The sequence below is a fragment of the Klebsiella sp. GG_Kp146 genome (assembly GCF_040061975.1).
GTDB lineage: Bacteria > Pseudomonadota > Gammaproteobacteria > Enterobacterales > Enterobacteriaceae > Klebsiella > Klebsiella quasipneumoniae.
This window is the reverse complement of the sequence record NZ_JBEAHA010000002.1, coordinates 146,498-161,129: the sequence shown is the minus strand read 5'-3', so window position 1 is coordinate 161,129 and position 14,632 is coordinate 146,498. Positions and strand designations below refer to the sequence as shown.

Annotated in this window: 17 protein-coding genes; 2 read left to right on the top strand and 15 right to left on the bottom strand. The window is 60.7% G+C overall.

All coding sequences use genetic code 11. From position 1 onward, the window contains the following. Window positions 1–149: 149 nt before the first annotated feature. A complete protein-coding gene (argA, locus tag ABLU95_RS03095) occupies window positions 150–1,481 on the bottom strand; it encodes an amino-acid N-acetyltransferase (RefSeq protein WP_004149616.1) in 1,332 nt (443 codons plus the stop codon). Window positions 1,482–1,707: 226 nt separating this feature from the next. Between argA and amiC the strand changes: the two genes are divergently transcribed. Beyond that, on the top strand, window positions 1,708–2,961 hold the full coding sequence (amiC, locus tag ABLU95_RS03090) for an N-acetylmuramoyl-L-alanine amidase AmiC (RefSeq protein ID WP_023290890.1): 1,254 nt from the start codon (window positions 1,708–1,710) through the stop codon (window positions 2,959–2,961). 17 nt (window positions 2,962–2,978) lie between these two features. Further along, window positions 2,979–4,055: a threonine-phosphate decarboxylase CobD gene (cobD, locus tag ABLU95_RS03085; RefSeq protein WP_241516373.1), complete on the top strand. Its 1,077-nt coding sequence runs from the start codon at window positions 2,979–2,981 to the stop codon at window positions 4,053–4,055. Window positions 4,056–4,058: 3 nt separating this feature from the next. Here the strand turns inward: cobD and ABLU95_RS03080 are convergent, their stop codons facing one another. The 14 genes from ABLU95_RS03080 to pduJ form a co-directional block, all read right to left on the bottom strand. After that, window positions 4,059–4,925 carry an L-threonine kinase gene (locus ABLU95_RS03080; RefSeq protein WP_032429207.1) on the bottom strand — a complete coding sequence of 289 codons (867 nt, stop codon included), beginning with the start codon at window positions 4,923–4,925 and terminating at the stop codon, window positions 4,059–4,061. Between the two features lie 91 nt (window positions 4,926–5,016). Beyond that, complete coding sequence (locus tag ABLU95_RS03075) at window positions 5,017–6,231, bottom strand: acetate/propionate family kinase (RefSeq protein ID WP_087849650.1); 1,215 nt, start codon at window positions 6,229–6,231, stop codon at window positions 5,017–5,019. Continuing rightward, complete coding sequence (gene pduV, locus ABLU95_RS03070; RefSeq protein WP_152842274.1) at window positions 6,216–6,668, bottom strand: propanediol utilization protein PduV; 453 nt, start codon at window positions 6,666–6,668, stop codon at window positions 6,216–6,218. Before pduV ends, ABLU95_RS03075 begins: the two co-directional genes overlap by 16 nt. 4 nt (window positions 6,669–6,672) lie before the next feature. Then, on the bottom strand, window positions 6,673–7,023 hold the full coding sequence (gene pduU, locus ABLU95_RS03065) for a propanediol utilization microcompartment protein PduU (protein WP_000441103.1): 351 nt from the start codon (window positions 7,021–7,023) through the stop codon (window positions 6,673–6,675). Next, on the bottom strand, window positions 7,023–7,577 hold the full coding sequence (gene pduT, locus ABLU95_RS03060) for a propanediol utilization microcompartment protein PduT (RefSeq protein WP_000075777.1): 555 nt from the start codon (window positions 7,575–7,577) through the stop codon (window positions 7,023–7,025). Before pduT ends, pduU begins: the two co-directional genes overlap by 1 nt. 2 nt (window positions 7,578–7,579) lie before the next feature. Beyond that, window positions 7,580–8,935: a cobalamin reductase PduS gene (pduS, locus tag ABLU95_RS03055; protein ID WP_241516376.1), complete on the bottom strand. Its 1,356-nt coding sequence runs from the start codon at window positions 8,933–8,935 to the stop codon at window positions 7,580–7,582. Next, window positions 8,932–10,044: a 1-propanol dehydrogenase PduQ gene (gene pduQ / locus ABLU95_RS03050; protein WP_241516377.1), complete on the bottom strand. Its 1,113-nt coding sequence runs from the start codon at window positions 10,042–10,044 to the stop codon at window positions 8,932–8,934. Before pduQ ends, pduS begins: the two co-directional genes overlap by 4 nt. 11 nt (window positions 10,045–10,055) lie before the next feature. Next, window positions 10,056–11,447, bottom strand: a complete 1,392-nt coding sequence (pduP, locus tag ABLU95_RS03045) for a CoA-acylating propionaldehyde dehydrogenase PduP (protein ID WP_024274645.1) — start codon at window positions 11,445–11,447, stop codon at window positions 10,056–10,058. Beyond that, on the bottom strand, window positions 11,444–12,454 hold the full coding sequence (gene pduO, locus ABLU95_RS03040) for a two-domain cob(I)yrinic acid a,c-diamide adenosyltransferase PduO (RefSeq protein ID WP_004115028.1): 1,011 nt from the start codon (window positions 12,452–12,454) through the stop codon (window positions 11,444–11,446). Before pduO ends, pduP begins: the two co-directional genes overlap by 4 nt. Before the next feature lie 9 nt (window positions 12,455–12,463). After that, entirely contained in the window at window positions 12,464–12,739 is a 276-nt protein-coding gene (pduN, locus tag ABLU95_RS03035) for a propanediol utilization microcompartment protein PduN (RefSeq protein ID WP_000549823.1), read from the bottom strand. A gap of 3 nt (window positions 12,740–12,742) precedes the next feature. After that, a complete protein-coding gene (gene pduM, locus ABLU95_RS03030) occupies window positions 12,743–13,234 on the bottom strand; it encodes a microcompartment protein PduM (protein WP_241516378.1) in 492 nt (163 codons plus the stop codon). Beyond that, on the bottom strand, window positions 13,231–13,863 hold the full coding sequence (locus ABLU95_RS03025) for a phosphate propanoyltransferase (protein WP_023290881.1): 633 nt from the start codon (window positions 13,861–13,863) through the stop codon (window positions 13,231–13,233). Before ABLU95_RS03025 ends, pduM begins: the two co-directional genes overlap by 4 nt. Continuing rightward, complete coding sequence (locus ABLU95_RS03020; protein ID WP_087775372.1) at window positions 13,863–14,345, bottom strand: BMC domain-containing protein; 483 nt, start codon at window positions 14,343–14,345, stop codon at window positions 13,863–13,865. The genes ABLU95_RS03025 and ABLU95_RS03020 overlap by 1 nt, the downstream gene beginning before the upstream one ends. Before the next feature lie 3 nt (window positions 14,346–14,348). Then, entirely contained in the window at window positions 14,349–14,624 is a 276-nt protein-coding gene (gene pduJ, locus ABLU95_RS03015; protein ID WP_001057755.1) for a propanediol utilization microcompartment protein PduJ, read from the bottom strand. Window positions 14,625–14,632: the final 8 nt, after the last annotated feature.

The window sequence follows — 14,632 nt, the reverse complement described above, 5'->3', positions numbered from 1 at the left end:
GGTGAGCCAGCGAGGTAAAGGGTCTACGCGAAAAGCAGAATTCTACCCGCGAGCCGCAGACAGCGTGCCGGCCAGGCGTAGCAGGGGACAGGCCCGGGGAGCGATAAACGCCTTTTTATCCCGGGCCGTTAGCAACAGCGAAGAAGGGCTTAAGCGAGGTCGGCCATCAGCACCTTCGACCGGCGCTGATAGTTATACATCTGCTTTTTACTCTCCGGCAGCAGATCGATATCCACCGGCGTGAAGCCGCGCTCCTGGAACCAGTGGATGCTGCGGGTGGTTAACACAAACAGCTTGCTCAGCCCCATCTGTCTGGCCTGGGCGGCAATACGCTCCAGCAGCACCTCTCCCCGCGACGAGCTCCGGTAATCCGGATGCACCGCCACGCAGGCCATTTCGCCGATCTTCTCTTCCGGGAAAGGATAGAGGGCGGCGCAGGCGATAGTGGTGTTATCGCGCTGAATAATAGTGAATTTGTCGATCTCCATCTCCAGCTGCTCGCGGGAGCGGCGCACCAGGATGCCCTGCTGTTCCAGCGGGCTTATCAGCTCGAGAATTCCGCCGATATCGTTGATGGTCGCCCGACGGATTTGCTCTGCGCTCTCCATGACGATCTGGGTGCCGATGCCGTCGCGTGAGAATAGCTCCTGCAGCAGCGCGCCATTTTCCTGATAGCTGATCAGGTGGCAGCGCCGCACGCCGCTGCGGCAGGCCTTCACGGCCCCGCGCAGGAAGCGCACGGTACCGGAGTTATAATCTTCGTCCGCTTCGAGCTCTTCGACGCGGGCCTGCGCTTCATTGGGGAACAGTTCGGAGACAATTTCCCCGGCCTGGTTGTAAACCCCTTGCGAAGAACAGAAGCCGATCATTTTCTCTGCTTTCAGCTTGATGGCCAACTGGGTGGCGATCTCTTCCGAAGTCAGGTTAAAGCTTTCGCCGGTGACCGACACCGCGACCGGTCCCATCAGCACAATGGCGCCGCTGTCGAGCTGGCGATGAATCGCCTCTTCGTCAATGCGGCGAATGCGGCCGCTGTGGCAATAATCAACGCCGTCATCAACGCCCAGCGGCTGGGCAATGATAAAGTTGCCGCTGACGACGTTGATATGGGCTCCCTGCAGCGGGGTGTTGTTGAGGCTCATCGACAGGCGGGCGGTGATCTCCAGCTGCAGCATCCCCGCCGCCTGCTTAACCAGCTCCAGCGTTTTGGCGTCAGTCACTCGCGTCTGCTTGTGATAGACCGGCTCGTGATGGTGCTCGGCGAGGTTAGCGTCAATCTGCGGGCGGGCGCCATAGACCACCACCAGGCGAATGCCCAGGCTATGCAATAACCCTATGTCATTGACAATATTTGAGAAATTTTCATGCTCAATGGCTTCGCCGCCCAGCATGATGACAAACGTTTTTCCCCGATGGGCATTAATATAGGGAACAGAATGGCGGAATCCTTCTACCAGTTCAGTGCGACGTTCCTTCACCATGACAAACCCTCAATGCATGATTATTCGTAATTATTGTATTTTTATTCTGTTTTGCCGTTAAACGCAAGCCCCAATTTGAGGCTAAGCCCTGAAAAACATGTGACCCGGCGCAGGGTGTCAATGAATGTTTACCCTTTTATAGATGACAGGTTATATGCCTTTCGTTAAAGTTTCTGGTCAATCTGTTTGTTTTGGGTATAAATGCGTTTTATTGCTTGGGAGTGGCATGTCGGGAAACAACTCTGGATTAAGCCGTCGCCGTCTGCTGCAGGGCGCGGGCGCCATGTGGTTAATGAGCGTGAGCCCCGTTGGGCTGGCCGCCGCCGCGCGGGTGGTTGCCGTTCGCGTCTGGCCAGCATCGACCTACACGCGCGTCACGGTGGAATCGAATCATGTGCTGAAATACCGGCAGTTTGCCCTCAGTAATCCGGAACGGGTGGTGGTGGATCTGGAAGGGGTTAATCTGAACTCGGTGCTGAAAGGCATGGGAGGGCAGATCCGCGATGACGATCCCTTTATTAAGTCCGCCCGCGTGGGCCAGTTTGATCCGCAAACCGTGCGCATGGTCTTCGAGCTCAAGCAGAACGTTAAGCCGCAGCTGTTTGCCCTCGCGCCGGTGGCCGGCTTTAAAGAGCGTCTGGTGATGGATCTTTACCCCGCCAACGCCACCGATGTGCAGGATCCGCTGCTGGCGCTGCTTGAGGATTACAACAAAGGCGATCTGCAGCGTCAGGTACCGCCGGCGCAAAGCGGGCCGCAGCCGGGCAAAGCCGGGCGCGATCGGCCGATTGTCATTATGCTCGATCCCGGCCACGGCGGCGAAGATTCGGGCGCTGTGGGCAAGTATCGCACCCGCGAGAAAGACGTGGTGCTGCAGATTGCCCGTCGCCTGCGGGCGCTGATCGACAAAGAAGGCAATATGAAGGCCTATATGACCCGCAACGAAGACGTGTTTATCCCGTTGAAGGTGCGTGTCGCCAAGGCGCAGAAGCAGCGCGCCGACCTGTTCGTATCGATTCACGCCGACGCCTTTACCAGCCGCCAGCCCAGCGGCTCCTCGGTGTTTGCGCTCTCCACCAAGGGAGCCACCAGTACCGCGGCAAAATATCTCGCCCAGACGCAGAACGCCTCGGATCTGATCGGTGGGGTCAGCAAGAGCGGCGATCGCTATGTCGACCACACCATGTTCGATATGGTGCAGTCCCTCACCATCGCCGACAGCCTCAAATTTGGTAAGGCGGTGCTGGAGAAAATGGGTAACATCAATAATCTGCACAAAAATCGGGTAGAGCAGGCGGGCTTTGCGGTGCTCAAGGCGCCCGATATCCCCTCCATTCTGGTGGAGACGGCGTTTATCAGTAACGTGGAAGAGGAGCGGAAGCTGAAAACGGCCAAATTCCAGCAGGAGGTGGCCGAGTCGATCCTTGCCGGGATTAAAGCGTACTTCGCCGACGGCGCGACGCTGGCCCGGCGTGGATAACCACACAGGAAAAGGATATGGCCTTACTGAAAAGCGCCCATGGCGGCAATATCCGCGAGGCCGCCGCCCTGCTGGGCATTGCCCCCAACGAGCTGCTGGATTTTAGCGCCAACATCAATCCGCTGGGAATGCCTGCCTCGCTCAGGCAGGCGATCGTCGATAACCTCGGCTGCGCCGAGCGCTATCCTGACGTCGAATATCAACAGCTGCACCAGGCGCTGGCGGCCCACCATCAGCTGCCGGCGGGGCATATCCTCGCCGGCAATGGCGAAACCGAATCGATCTTCACCCTCGCCCACGGCCTTAAGCCGAGGCGGGCAATGATCGTCATTCCTGGCTTCGCGGAGTACCGGCGGGCGCTGCAAACCGTGGATTGCGCGGTCGTGGAGTATGCCCTTCGGGAGTGCGATGGCTGGCAGCTGACCGACGCGATCCTCGATGCCCTCACCCCGGCGCTGGACTGCCTGTTTCTCTGCACGCCGAACAACCCCACCGGCCTGCTGCCAGAGCGGGGCCTGCTGGAAGCCATTGCCCGGCGTTGCCAGGCGCTGAACATCAGCCTGATCCTCGATGAGGCCTTCCTTGACTTTATCCCCGACCAGCCGGGGTTTATTCCCCTGCTGGCGCAGTATCCGCACGTCTGGGTTTTGCGCTCGCTCACTAAGTTTTATGCCATTCCGGGACTGCGTCTTGGCTACCTGCTCAATGCTGACGCGCAGGCGGTAGCCCGGCTGCGCGAGCGACAAATGCCGTGGTCCATTAATGCGTATGCCGCGCTGGCCGGCGAGATCATCCTCCAGGACCGGGCGTATCAGCGGGCCACCTGGCAGTGGCTGCAGGAGGAGGGGGCGCGTTTCTACGCGCAGCTGCAGGAGATAGCCGGGCTGACCGTGTGGCCCGGGCGCGCCAACTACCTGTTCTTGCGCTGCGACAGACCAGAGCTTGACCTGCCATATGCCCTGTTGCGCCAGCATGTGTTGATCCGCAGCTGCGCGAATTACCCGGGGCTTGATAGCCGCTATTTCCGGGTGGCGATCCGCAGCGCCGGCGAAAACGACCAGCTGCTGGCGGCGCTGCGCCGGGCGCTGGCCTGAGCCCTATTGCAGGGTGACGCCCCCCGGGACCATCGCCAGCAAGTGCTGCAGCGGCCAGTGGGCGGCGATGTCGCTGTCTGCCAGCCGCCATTTTATAAAGTCGACGTCATGACGACGGCGGTCCAGCAGCAGGCCGACGACGCTGCCGCTGTGCGCCACGTTAAGGCCATAGAGCCCTGCGCTTTCCACCAGGTCCAGCAGCGCGTCAAACCCCGGCTTGGGCAACAGCCGCTGGCTGGCGATGGCGCTGATGGTCGCCGCTTCGCCCAGCAGCTGCGGGCTACCGCGCTGGCAGGCCTGCTGCACTTTCTCCCACGCCAGCTGCAGCCGGGAGGCGTTAGCCAGCAGACCCGGCTCGCGCGGCAGCTGGTGGTAGTCAGTGGTGCGCAGCGTCAGCGGGCTCTCCAGCACTAACAGGTCGAGCGCCGGCGGCGCAGGGCAGGCGATTTGCGTGGCGGCGGTATTATGGTCGAACAACGTCAGCTGGCGGAACAGGGTGCTGTCGGTGGGCTCCAGCGCGACGCACAGGCGCGCCAGCGTCGGCTCATCCAGCGCGTGGCCCAGATGATGGGCGGTAGCCGCCGCGGTGGCGGCGATATCGGCGGTGCTGCTGGCCATCCCTTTGGCGACCGGGATCGTCGAGTGCAGGGTGATGCGGATCTGCTGACTCAGCGCCGCCGGGTAGCCCCAGTGGGCCAGCAGCTGGTCGACCATCGCCCGCGACAGTGGCCGCTCATCGTTTCGCGGCGTGCCGGTCTCGACCTCGACGGTGCTGTACCAGTCCACCGGGCAGGAGACCAGCTTCTCGCTGCCGAGGATCCAGCCCTGGATAAGTTCTCCGCACGAGGCGGGACATTGTGCAACGGCCACGTTTTCACCTTTCCGCTTACCTTCGCCAGGGCGCATAGTGGCACGGCGATTCGCCGGTTACCATGATTCTCCGCAAGGGGAGAGGCGCCGTTTATACCGACACCGCCAGCTCGCGCGCCTGCGGCAGCGCCAGGCGCATCACATCGCGGGCAATCATCAGCTCTTCATTGGTATTGATGACCGCCACTTTGACCATCGCATTTTCGGCCTGAATAAAGGTAGCGTTGTGCTGGTTTTTCTCTTCATCGACCGAGAGCCCGAGGAAATTCAGGTTATGGCAGATGGCGCTCCTGGCGCGGGCGGAGTTTTCGCCGATGCCGCCGGTAAAGATCAGCGCGTCCAGGCCGCCCATCTGCATAATATAACTGCCGATGGTGGCGCGAATGCGCTCGGCAAACAGCGAGAGCGCCAGGGCTGCCTGACGATTACCGCCGTCCGCCGCCTGCTCGACATCGCGATAATCGTGCGATATGCCGGAAACCCCCAGCAGGCCGGACTCGTTATTCAGCAGCTGATTAAGCTGCTCCGGCGTTTTTCCCTCATGCAGCGCCAGCCACGGTAGAATCGACGGATCGATATCGCCGCTGCGGGTGCCCATCATCACGCCGGACTGCGGCGTAAAGCCCATTGACGTGTTAACCGAGCGCCCGCCTTTGATTGCGCAAACGCTGCTGCCGTTGCCGAGATGGCAGCTCACTACGCGCAGAGCGCTCAACGGTACGCCCAGCTTTTCCGCCAGCGTCGCGCTAACGTACTTGTGGCTGGTGCCGTGGAAGCCGTAACGGCGAATGCCCAACTCGCTGTAGTAGCGCCAGGGCAGCGGATAGATAAACGCGCGCTCGTCCAGCGTCTGGTGAAAAGCGGTATCAAACACCGCCACCGACGGCGCGTCGGGCAGCAACTGGCGGAAAACGTTAATGCCCAGCGCGTTGACCGGATTATGCAGCGGGGCCAGTTCCGCCAGGCGCTCGATTTCCGCTAAGGTCTCATCGGTCACCGGCGTCGAATCTTTAAAGCGCTCCCCGCCGTGCGCCACGCGGTGGCCGACGCCATCGATATCCTGCAAACTCTGGATAATCCGATGGTCGAGGAGCTTTTCCAGCAGCAGGGTGACGGCTTCACGGTGATCGGCTACGGGCGCCGTTTCCTGCCATTTTTGCGCCGGCGTTTTAAGGGTCACCAGGGCGTTTGCCATGCCGATACGCTCGATCAATCCCTGGCAGAGCATATCGCCCTGAGGCATCTCCAGCAGCTGGAATTTTAACGATGAACTGCCGGCATTAATGGCCATTATTTTGTAAGACATAAAGGTTCCTTCGAATTCAGAAAATCCAGCACGGTATCAAGACCCAGATTATTCAGCGCGCTGGTGATAAAAATCTGCTGGGCGCCAGCCTGCCTGAGCCACTCGCCGATTAGCGATATCCGCTGCGCATCGGCAAGGTCGGCTTTAGTGACCAGACCAATCGTCGGGCGGTTCATCGGAGCGGTAAAACCCGGAGAAAACGGCGACCACTGGGCGTCGGCGTTCAGCACCAGAGCGATAACGTCGGCCTCGCAGGCGCTGGTCAACAGAGCGCTATAAAGGCAGCGGTTCTCCAGATATTCGCCCGGCGTGTCGATGGCCATCGGCGACCATTCAATCGCCTGGGTTTTCTTATAATGGAGCGCTTCGCCGCGCAGGCCCTGGGTCAGCGAGGTTTTGCCGCACTGGCTGGGGCCGATCAACATCAGACGTTTCATCGCGCTACGTCCGGGTTATTGAGCAGGTAGTAAACTGCATCATCTCGCCCAGGGTGCGCGTCACCTGCTTGAGGGCGTACTCGACGGCGGAAACGTCGCCGGTCAGCACCACGGCGCCGGTAAAGCGGTCAAGAAAACCGATCTCCACCGCGCCGGATTTGGTGGCGATATCGCAGGCGATAATCGACGCTTCGCTGGGCGTAATGGTGAGGATGCCGATGGCGGACACCGCATCCTGCAGGCCGAGTTTCTTAAAGAGATCTTTCCCGGGATTGGCAATCAGGTGCGCGAGGGTTACCTGTTTCCCGGGAACGTATTCCTGAATCATGCGATCCGTTGTTGGCTGTCTTTCCATTATCCCTCCACCATCTGTCGCCACATGGCTTCATGCGGTCGCGGGATCACCGAACGATAAACCAGCAGCCCTTTTTCACCCGCGCTTTCGCTGGCTACCGTAACCGCGTTGTTGACGTCGGAAACGTCGCCCGCCACCACCATGTAGCATTTACCGCCGATGCCGAAGGCCATATGCACCCGTACCAGGGTGACGTTGGAGCCTTTCACCGCCCGGTCCGCGGCGCTGATGCAGGCCGCAACGCTCCAGGTTTCAACGATGCCGACCGCCTGGCGTTTGTCTACGCTGTTCAGGCCGCTGATGGCCGGGAGTACGCTGGGATGGATATTCGCCAGCACCAGGCTGTCGACGAGCATTTCGCCGGCCTGCGAAGTGCCGGTTTCAATGGCCTGCTGGATAGCGCCGATATCCCCGCCGAGCATCAACAGAAACTTACCCGGGCAGATAGTCTTGCTGACCAGCAGATTGACGTTGGCGCTTTTCAGCATCGCATCGCCGAGTTCCATTCCTTTGGCAATGCTGGTGAGTTCTAAAATTCCTATAGCCTGAGACATGGTTAACCTCTTACCACCGTGATGGCCTGTTCGCTGATGGCCGCGACCACGCCGTTGATGCTGGCGTGAATCGGCGCGCCTAATGTGCCTGCCGGGATATCGGCAACGCATTGCCCCCGGGTAACGCGTTCTCCCACTGCAACGTTCGCTACCGCGCTGGCGCCGATATGCTGGCGCAACTGCAACGTCACGGTTTCTACTGCTGGTTCGTCTTCCACCAGCGGCGCCTCCTGATACCAGGGGCTCAGCCCCAGTTTGGCGATCAGTCGCTTCACCGGCACGAGGCGATATTTCGCCATTTCGTCGGCCGGATAGAGCGGCCCTTCATAGCGCTGGTTTTGCGCGCGCAGCTCGCGTTTCAGCATGCGGTTGATGCGCATCGGCGAGATCCCTACCGGGCAGGCCACGCTTTCGCAGACGTTGCATTCCGAACAGGTGAGGGCGCTCAGCAGCAGCTGGGGCGTGGCGGCCTGATGAAAGTTCACCGCCCGCACCAGCAGGTGCGGGGAGAGTTCGTGGCCGATCAGATGCCGTGGGCAGAGATCGGTACACAGGCGACACTGTTCGCAGACGGTACGGGCCACGGAAAGCACCGTGCGCTCGTCCTGCATCCGCCGCTGGATAAGCGGATGGCTTTTGGGCAGCACCAGCAGGCCGCCGGTAGTTTTGGTCACCGGGCTATCGAGAGAAGTCATCAGGCCGCCCATCATCGGGCCACCGTTAATAAAACCGGGGTCGTCGACCGTCGCGCCGCCCGCCAGCGCCAGCACTTCGCGCAGCGACATGCCGATGGGGACGGTGACGGTCAGCGGTCGGGCGACCGCGCCGTTAACGGTTAGCGTGCGGCGGGTCACCGGAAACTGCTGCTCAACCGCACGGGCAATATTGAGCACCGTTTGTACGTTATTCACCACGACCCCAACGCTGGCTGGCAGCGCGGCGGGTGCGACCCGTCGACCGGTAGCTAACCAGATAGTCAGCACCTCATCGCCTGCGGGATAGACATCCGGCAGAATATGCAGGCGAATACCGGCAGGCAGCAGCGGGGTGAGGGCGTCGATAGCCCGGCGGTACTTCTCTTTCAGGGCAATCACCCCTTCGCGCGCGCCGGTTGCCGTCATCGCGTACTGCACGCCGCGGACCAGACGTGCAGCCTGCTGCCACATTAGCTGCTGGTCGACCTTGAGCATCGGTTCGCACTCGGCGGCGTTAACCAGAAAGATCTCCACCTGCGCCTGCAGCTTCACGTGGGCGGGAAAACCCGCTCCACCCGCGCCGACTACGCCCGCAGCGCGCACGCGCTCGCGGATCTCCTCGGCGCTTCTGGCCATTTCAACAGCGTTGACGGCGGTACTCATAGCAGTTCCTCCAGCAGTTCCTGAATTTCCCCGGCGCTGGCCGGGCGAGGATTCGTACGCAAGGTCACGTCAGCCAGTGCGGCCTGCACCATGGCCGGAATGCGCGCTGAGTACTCGGCACGTCCCTCTTTCAGCGCGACCGCCAGTGACGGCAGCGCACAGCGCTGCTTGAGCCGTTCGATTTGCTGGATCAGCGCATTGATCGCCGTACTATCGCTGGCGTCTGCCGGACAAAAGCCGCAGGCTTTGGCCAGCCGCGCGTAGCGTTTTCCGGCGCGCGGATGACCGGCGTTAAAGCGGATAACCGCGGTTAACAGCAGCGCGTTGGCCAGTCCGTGCGGGAGATGAAACTGCCCGCCAAGCTGGTGGGCGATAGCATGGTTAAGCCCCAGCCCCGCCTGGCTGAACGCCATCCCGGCAAGCGTTGAGGCATTGTGCATTTTCCCGCGCGTCGCCACGCAGTCGCCTTTTTCCACCGCCGTGGGCAGATACTGGAACACCAGTTTGGCGGCTTTTTCCGCCAGCGCGTCGGTAAAGTCGCTGGCGTGCGGAGAGACCCACACCTCCAGCGCGTGGGTCAGCACGTCCATGCCGGTGTTGGCCGTAATCTGCGGCGGCACGCTGACCACCAGCTCCGGGTCAAGGATCGCCATATCGGGATAGAGCGCATTGTTGAACAGCGGGTACTTGATGCCTTTATCCGGATCGCTAATTACACAGGCGCTGGTCACTTCCGAACCGGTGCCGCTGGTGGTTGGTATCGCCACGCAGGTTTCGATATTGATGCCGCTCTGCTGGCTAAACCAGACGATGGCTTTCGCCGCGTCCATCGCCGATCCGCCGCCGAAGCCGATGACCACCTGCGGCTGTAGGGCCTGCATTTGCGCAATGCCCTGTACCACGGTGTGGATAGTGGGGTCCGGGGTTATCTCGCTAAAGACGCTAATGCGGTTATCTGCGGGCAACGCCTGACGCAGGGTTTCCAGCAGCGGCGAGCGCGCAAGAAAGCCATCGCAGATAATCCAGATGTGCTTGTTGGTAAAGCGTTTGAGCACCGCCAGGCTACCCTGACCGCTGTACAACCGCGTTTGTAGTGAGAAAGTCTTCATCGCGACCTCGGTTAGCGAATGGAAAAGCCGTTGGTCAGCACGCAGCGACGGGAGCGGGCAAACGTGCGCGCCGAGGTTGTCCCTTCACCGGTCGGCGTGGCGATAGTAAAGGTGGTAAAGCCTTCGCCGCCGACGCCGATCCCGGCATAAGAGGGGCCGTTCTTGACGAATATCGAGGTTTGCAGGGTGCGGGCCGCGAGGTTCAGGCGCGACACGTTCTGCGAGTGCATAATGGCGGTATGATGCAGTCCCTCTTCAACCTTCAGCGCCAGGGCCAGCGCGCTATCGAAATCGCTAACTTTCACTATCGGCAGCATCGGCATCAGCTGCTCGCTGGTAACCCACGGATCGTCGGCGTTAACCAGCGCTATCAGTAGACGCGGCGCTTTCGACGGAACGGCGATCCCGGCCGCTTCCAGCATGGCTGATGGGCTTTTGCCGACCAGTTTTTTATTCGCCTGGCCTTCAGGCAGGCAGGCGGCCCGGAGTTTGTCAGTGTCGGCAGGGCTCAGCAGCAGCGCGCCGAAGGTTTGCATTTGCTGCACCAGACGTTCGGCGACGCTCTCCACCACAATCAGGCTCTTCTCGGCAATGCAGGGCAGGTTGTAATCGAACGAGGCGCCGTTGATGATATCTTCCGCCGCTTTAACCAGATCCGCCGTTTCATCAACGATGCAGGGCGGGTTACCCGCGCCAGCGCCAATGACTTTCTTACCGCTCTTCATGCCCATCGCCACAATACCCGGGCCGCCGGTAATGGCCAGAACCGCAATGCGCGGATGGGCCATCATCTGCTGGGTGGCTTCGAAAGTGGGTTCTGCTACGGTAACCACCAGATTGCGGATGCCGCAGCAGCGGAAAACAATCTCTTCAATCATGCTAATCAGCTTCAGTGAGACCTTTTTTGCTCCCGGATGCGGGCTGAAGTAGACGCTATTGCCCGCCGCCAGCATGCTGATGCTGTTATTAATGATGGTTTCCGTCGGGTTGGTGCTCGGTGCGACCGACCCGATAACGCCAAATGGCGAATACTCAAACAGCACCATGCCGCCGTCGCCGGTCAGTGCCGTGGTGGTGAGATCTTCCACGCCCGGCGTGTTGTCCAGCGCAGCTTTGTTTTTCAAAAATTTATCTTCTTTGTTGCCCATCCCCGTTTCATTGGCGCTCTCTTCCGCCAGGGCGGCCAGATGCGGCGTCAGCTCCTGACGCATTGCGCTAATGATGGCGCTGCGGGTTTTTAGCGGGCACTGCTGATAACGTAAGAACGCCTGATGCGCGGCATCAATGGCCTCGCTCACGGACTGAAAAATCCCTTTGCCCTGCGCCGGGTTTGGCGTTTGGGCTGGGGTTAACTGTTCGCTAAGAATGGTGCGAATAAGCGTTTCGAGTTCAGAAGTATTCATTGATGAGTTCCCACGTTAATGGCCGCGATGGCGGTCTGTGCTATATCCATGTCCTGTTCAACGCTGCCGCCGCTGATGCCAAGACCCCCAATTAATGAGCCGTCGCGCCACAGGGCGTAACCGCCGCCAAAGGTAACCACTTTTCCCTGCAAATGCGTTTCGAGGCCATAAAGCGCGGCGCCCGGCTGAACGGCCTCGCTCAGCTCATGGGTTGCCGTTTTCATCGCCACCGCGGTCCAGGCTTTTTTCGGCGCCAGTTCGCTGCTGACCAGCAGGGCGTCCGGCATCCGCCAGGTCACGGTTTCGGTGCCGTGTGCGTCAACGATGCTGATCACCACCGGCACCTGAAGCTGCTGCGCGCGCTCAACGGCGGCGCGGGTGAGCTGGTGCAGATCGTGGAATGAAAGGTCCAGGGGCGTCTTCTCCTTGCTGCGGCTCGGTAGAGTGGCGGCCAGATAGCGCCGGCTCACTTCACGAATGATGTTGTTCTGGTGCGCATCGCTATCTTCCGCGCGCGCCAGGGCGTACAGGCAGTCTGACAAGCGATTGATGTAGCGCATCAGCACCTGGCGCACGTTGACTTCCGCCGCCAGCTCAACCAGTCGCCGTTCGGCCCGGCGGGCCAGCGTGCGGGCAAAATGCAGGCGGCTCGCGGCTTCGCAGCGGCCGGGTAAAATAAAGCTGTGCAGCGGTTCGACGCGGGCCATGGCCCGATCGATGGCGGCTTCCAGAGCGGAAATCTCTTCGCTGCTGATGTAGCGCTGTTTCGGCGACGGCCGTTCGCTGTCGCTGGCCAGTTCTGCGCTAAACCAAAAAAGCTGCTGCTGGATGGCCTCAAGTAAGGCGCGGTGATTTTCATCCGCGGCGGCGCAGGCGCACAGGCTCAGCGCGGCGTTCAGCTCATCCAGCGTGCCGTATGCTTCAACCCGCGGGTGGGTTTTACTCACCCGCTGGCCGGTAAAGAGTGAGGTGGTGCCAGCGTCGCCCGTTCGGGTATAAATCGCCATATTCGCTCCTTAACGTGAAAGCGTATCGACAATGCCTACAACGGCGAGGTCGATGGCCTCGTTTGGCCCGGAAAAAACGTGCCTGGCGCTGGAGCCGCCGCTGAGCAGAACCAGCTCGCCGATCCCCGCGCCGACGGAATCCACGGCGACTTCATCGCCGGAGGTCGGCGAGGCGGGAAGCTCGCCATCGGCGCTGACCCGCCGCACCAGCAGCAGCTTTTTGCCGATCAGGGAAGGCGATTTTTGCGTGGAGACAACCGCGCCCGTGACTCGTGCCAGATGCATGATTTACTCCTGCTTAATTAATTGAATATGCCGCGCCTGTGCCGCTTCGCGCGCCAGCGCGGTCACGATGCATTTGCGGTGGATAACCAGGCGACCCTGGCCCAGCTGCGCGACGTCGCGATAGCTCAGCACCGATCCTGCGTGCAGGATCAGCGGCAGCCCGCGCTCGTCGGTGAAGATCGCCGGCAGGCGCGCCAGTTTTTTGACCGGGATAACCGGCAGCAGCTGGCTGTGCAGGGTGAGCTGCACGCGGATGCCGAAAGCCAGCGCGTCGTGAATTTTCCGGGCCGCAGGATCGTTGGTTTCCGCCTCCGTCAGCTGGCCCAGCAGCGGCAGGTCGACAAGCAGGATGCGCAGCGAGGCGTGCTGGCTGAACAGCCCGGGGCAGTCGGCATCGCGCAGCTGCGCAACGCTCAGCGTCGCCGTGCTGTGGGCGCGACGCTGCAGCCTGCAGACGATTTCCTCCACGATGCGCTGCAGAACTTCGCCGTTCATCGCGGGCCTACCAGCCGGGCAAAGGCCTGCGGATTATCGGCGCCGGCGGCGTTGGCTTCATCGGTATCAATGTGCATTTCGAGACGCATATCCGGTGAAACGCGAATCGCCACGTTGTTGAAAATCAGCCCGCGCGCGTCGCCTTCAATGGCCACGGAGACCCTATCGCCGTGGGAAACCCGCAGGATCAGCGCATCGAGCGGCGACATATGAATATGCCGCTGCGCGACGATAACCCCTGACGACAGCGTCAGTTCGCCATAGGGGCTGACCAGACGGATGCCCGGCGTCCCTTTCAGATCGCCGGACATTCTCAGCGGCGCCGCAACCCCCAGGGTTCTGGCATCGGTACGCGATATTTCCACCTGGCTTACCGAACGCAGTGGGCCGAGCAGGCGCACATTTTTAAGCTGCCCCTTCGGCCCTACCAGGGTGACGGTTTGCTCCGCAGCGTACTGTCCCGGCTGCAGCAGCGCTTTTTTCTCGCTGATGGGATGGCCAGGAAACAGGCGTTCATAATCCGACGCCGACAGGTGGATATGACGATTTGAAACCCCCAGCGGAATGGGCCGCAGACGCATCTCGTCGAGGACTTTACTGACCGTTGATTCGAGAAGCTGTTTATCCATTACGCTTCACCTCGCTTGCCGGGATGAATGCAAAGGGTGCGCGGCTCGCCCTTCTGGCGCGGACATTTGGGATCGAGGCACAGGTTGCAGCTGACCACGCCTTGTTGCTGGAGGGGCTCTTCTGCTGGTGCTTCAGAAACGACATTAGCCGTCTCTGACTCTTCAGGCTCAGGTTCCATGACGGAGGGTGGGGGAGCCTCTGCGGGCAGGATCCCTTCTCCGGGTCTGGCGATGACTTTATGAGCCACCAGACCGTTTCGCTGTTCGGCAAACAGTGCACCGGTGGTGATGGCCGCCTGTACTGAGGCCACATCACCGGTAATTTTAATGACCGTCCAGCCTGAACCATTGGTCTTTTCGAGGGCGACCAGCGTGATAGAAGCGGATTTCGCCATGATATCGGCGCAGCTAATAGCCAGTGCCAGACCACAAACTTCAAGTAATCCCAGTGATTGCTTCACGCGGTGCTCCTTATTCGCCATCAATCAGGCTGATTTCGGTAAAATGGCTTCAACGTCGCTGTGCGGACGCGGGATCACGTGGCAGGATTTCACTTCGCCTACGACGCTTGCCGCCGCGCTGCCCGCATCTACCGCCGCTTTGACCGCGCCGACATCGCCGCGAACCATGACGGTCACCAGACCCGAGCCAATTTTTTCGTAGCCGACCAGCTGCACGTTGGCCGATTTCACCATTGCATCGGCGGCCTCAATGGCGCCTACTAACCCTTTTGTTTCAACCAGTCCCAGTGCGTTATTCATACTGCTGT

Bases quoted from the DNA above. Each gene is read 5' to 3' on its own strand.
- pduS (WP_241516376.1), bottom strand. From the start codon at position 8,935: ATGAGTACCGCCGTCAACGCTGTTGAAATGGCCAGAAGCGCCGAGGAG.
- ABLU95_RS03020 (WP_087775372.1), bottom strand. From the start codon at position 14,345: ATGGCGAATAAGGAGCACCGCGTGAAGCAATCACTGGGATTACTTGAA.
- pduN (WP_000549823.1), bottom strand. From the start codon at position 12,739: ATGCATCTGGCACGAGTCACGGGCGCGGTTGTCTCCACGCAAAAATCG.
- amiC (WP_023290890.1), top strand. From the start codon at position 1,708: ATGTCGGGAAACAACTCTGGATTAAGCCGTCGCCGTCTGCTGCAGGGC.
- cobD (WP_241516373.1), top strand. From the start codon at position 2,979: ATGGCCTTACTGAAAAGCGCCCATGGCGGCAATATCCGCGAGGCCGCC.
- pduP (WP_024274645.1), bottom strand. From the start codon at position 11,447: ATGAATACTTCTGAACTCGAAACGCTTATTCGCACCATTCTTAGCGAA.
- ABLU95_RS03075 (WP_087849650.1), bottom strand. From the start codon at position 6,231: ATGTCTTACAAAATAATGGCCATTAATGCCGGCAGTTCATCGTTAAAA.
- argA (WP_004149616.1), bottom strand. From the start codon at position 1,481: ATGGTGAAGGAACGTCGCACTGAACTGGTAGAAGGATTCCGCCATTCT.
- ABLU95_RS03025 (WP_023290881.1), bottom strand. From the start codon at position 13,863: ATGGATAAACAGCTTCTCGAATCAACGGTCAGTAAAGTCCTCGACGAG.
- pduM (WP_241516378.1), bottom strand. From the start codon at position 13,234: ATGAACGGCGAAGTTCTGCAGCGCATCGTGGAGGAAATCGTCTGCAGG.
- pduQ (WP_241516377.1), bottom strand. From the start codon at position 10,044: ATGAAGACTTTCTCACTACAAACGCGGTTGTACAGCGGTCAGGGTAGC.
- pduV (WP_152842274.1), bottom strand. From the start codon at position 6,668: ATGAAACGTCTGATGTTGATCGGCCCCAGCCAGTGCGGCAAAACCTCG.
- pduU (WP_000441103.1), bottom strand. From the start codon at position 7,023: ATGGAAAGACAGCCAACAACGGATCGCATGATTCAGGAATACGTTCCC.
- pduO (WP_004115028.1), bottom strand. From the start codon at position 12,454: ATGGCGATTTATACCCGAACGGGCGACGCTGGCACCACCTCACTCTTT.
- pduT (WP_000075777.1), bottom strand. From the start codon at position 7,577: ATGTCTCAGGCTATAGGAATTTTAGAACTCACCAGCATTGCCAAAGGA.
- pduJ (WP_001057755.1), bottom strand. From the start codon at position 14,624: ATGAATAACGCACTGGGACTGGTTGAAACAAAAGGGTTAGTAGGCGCC.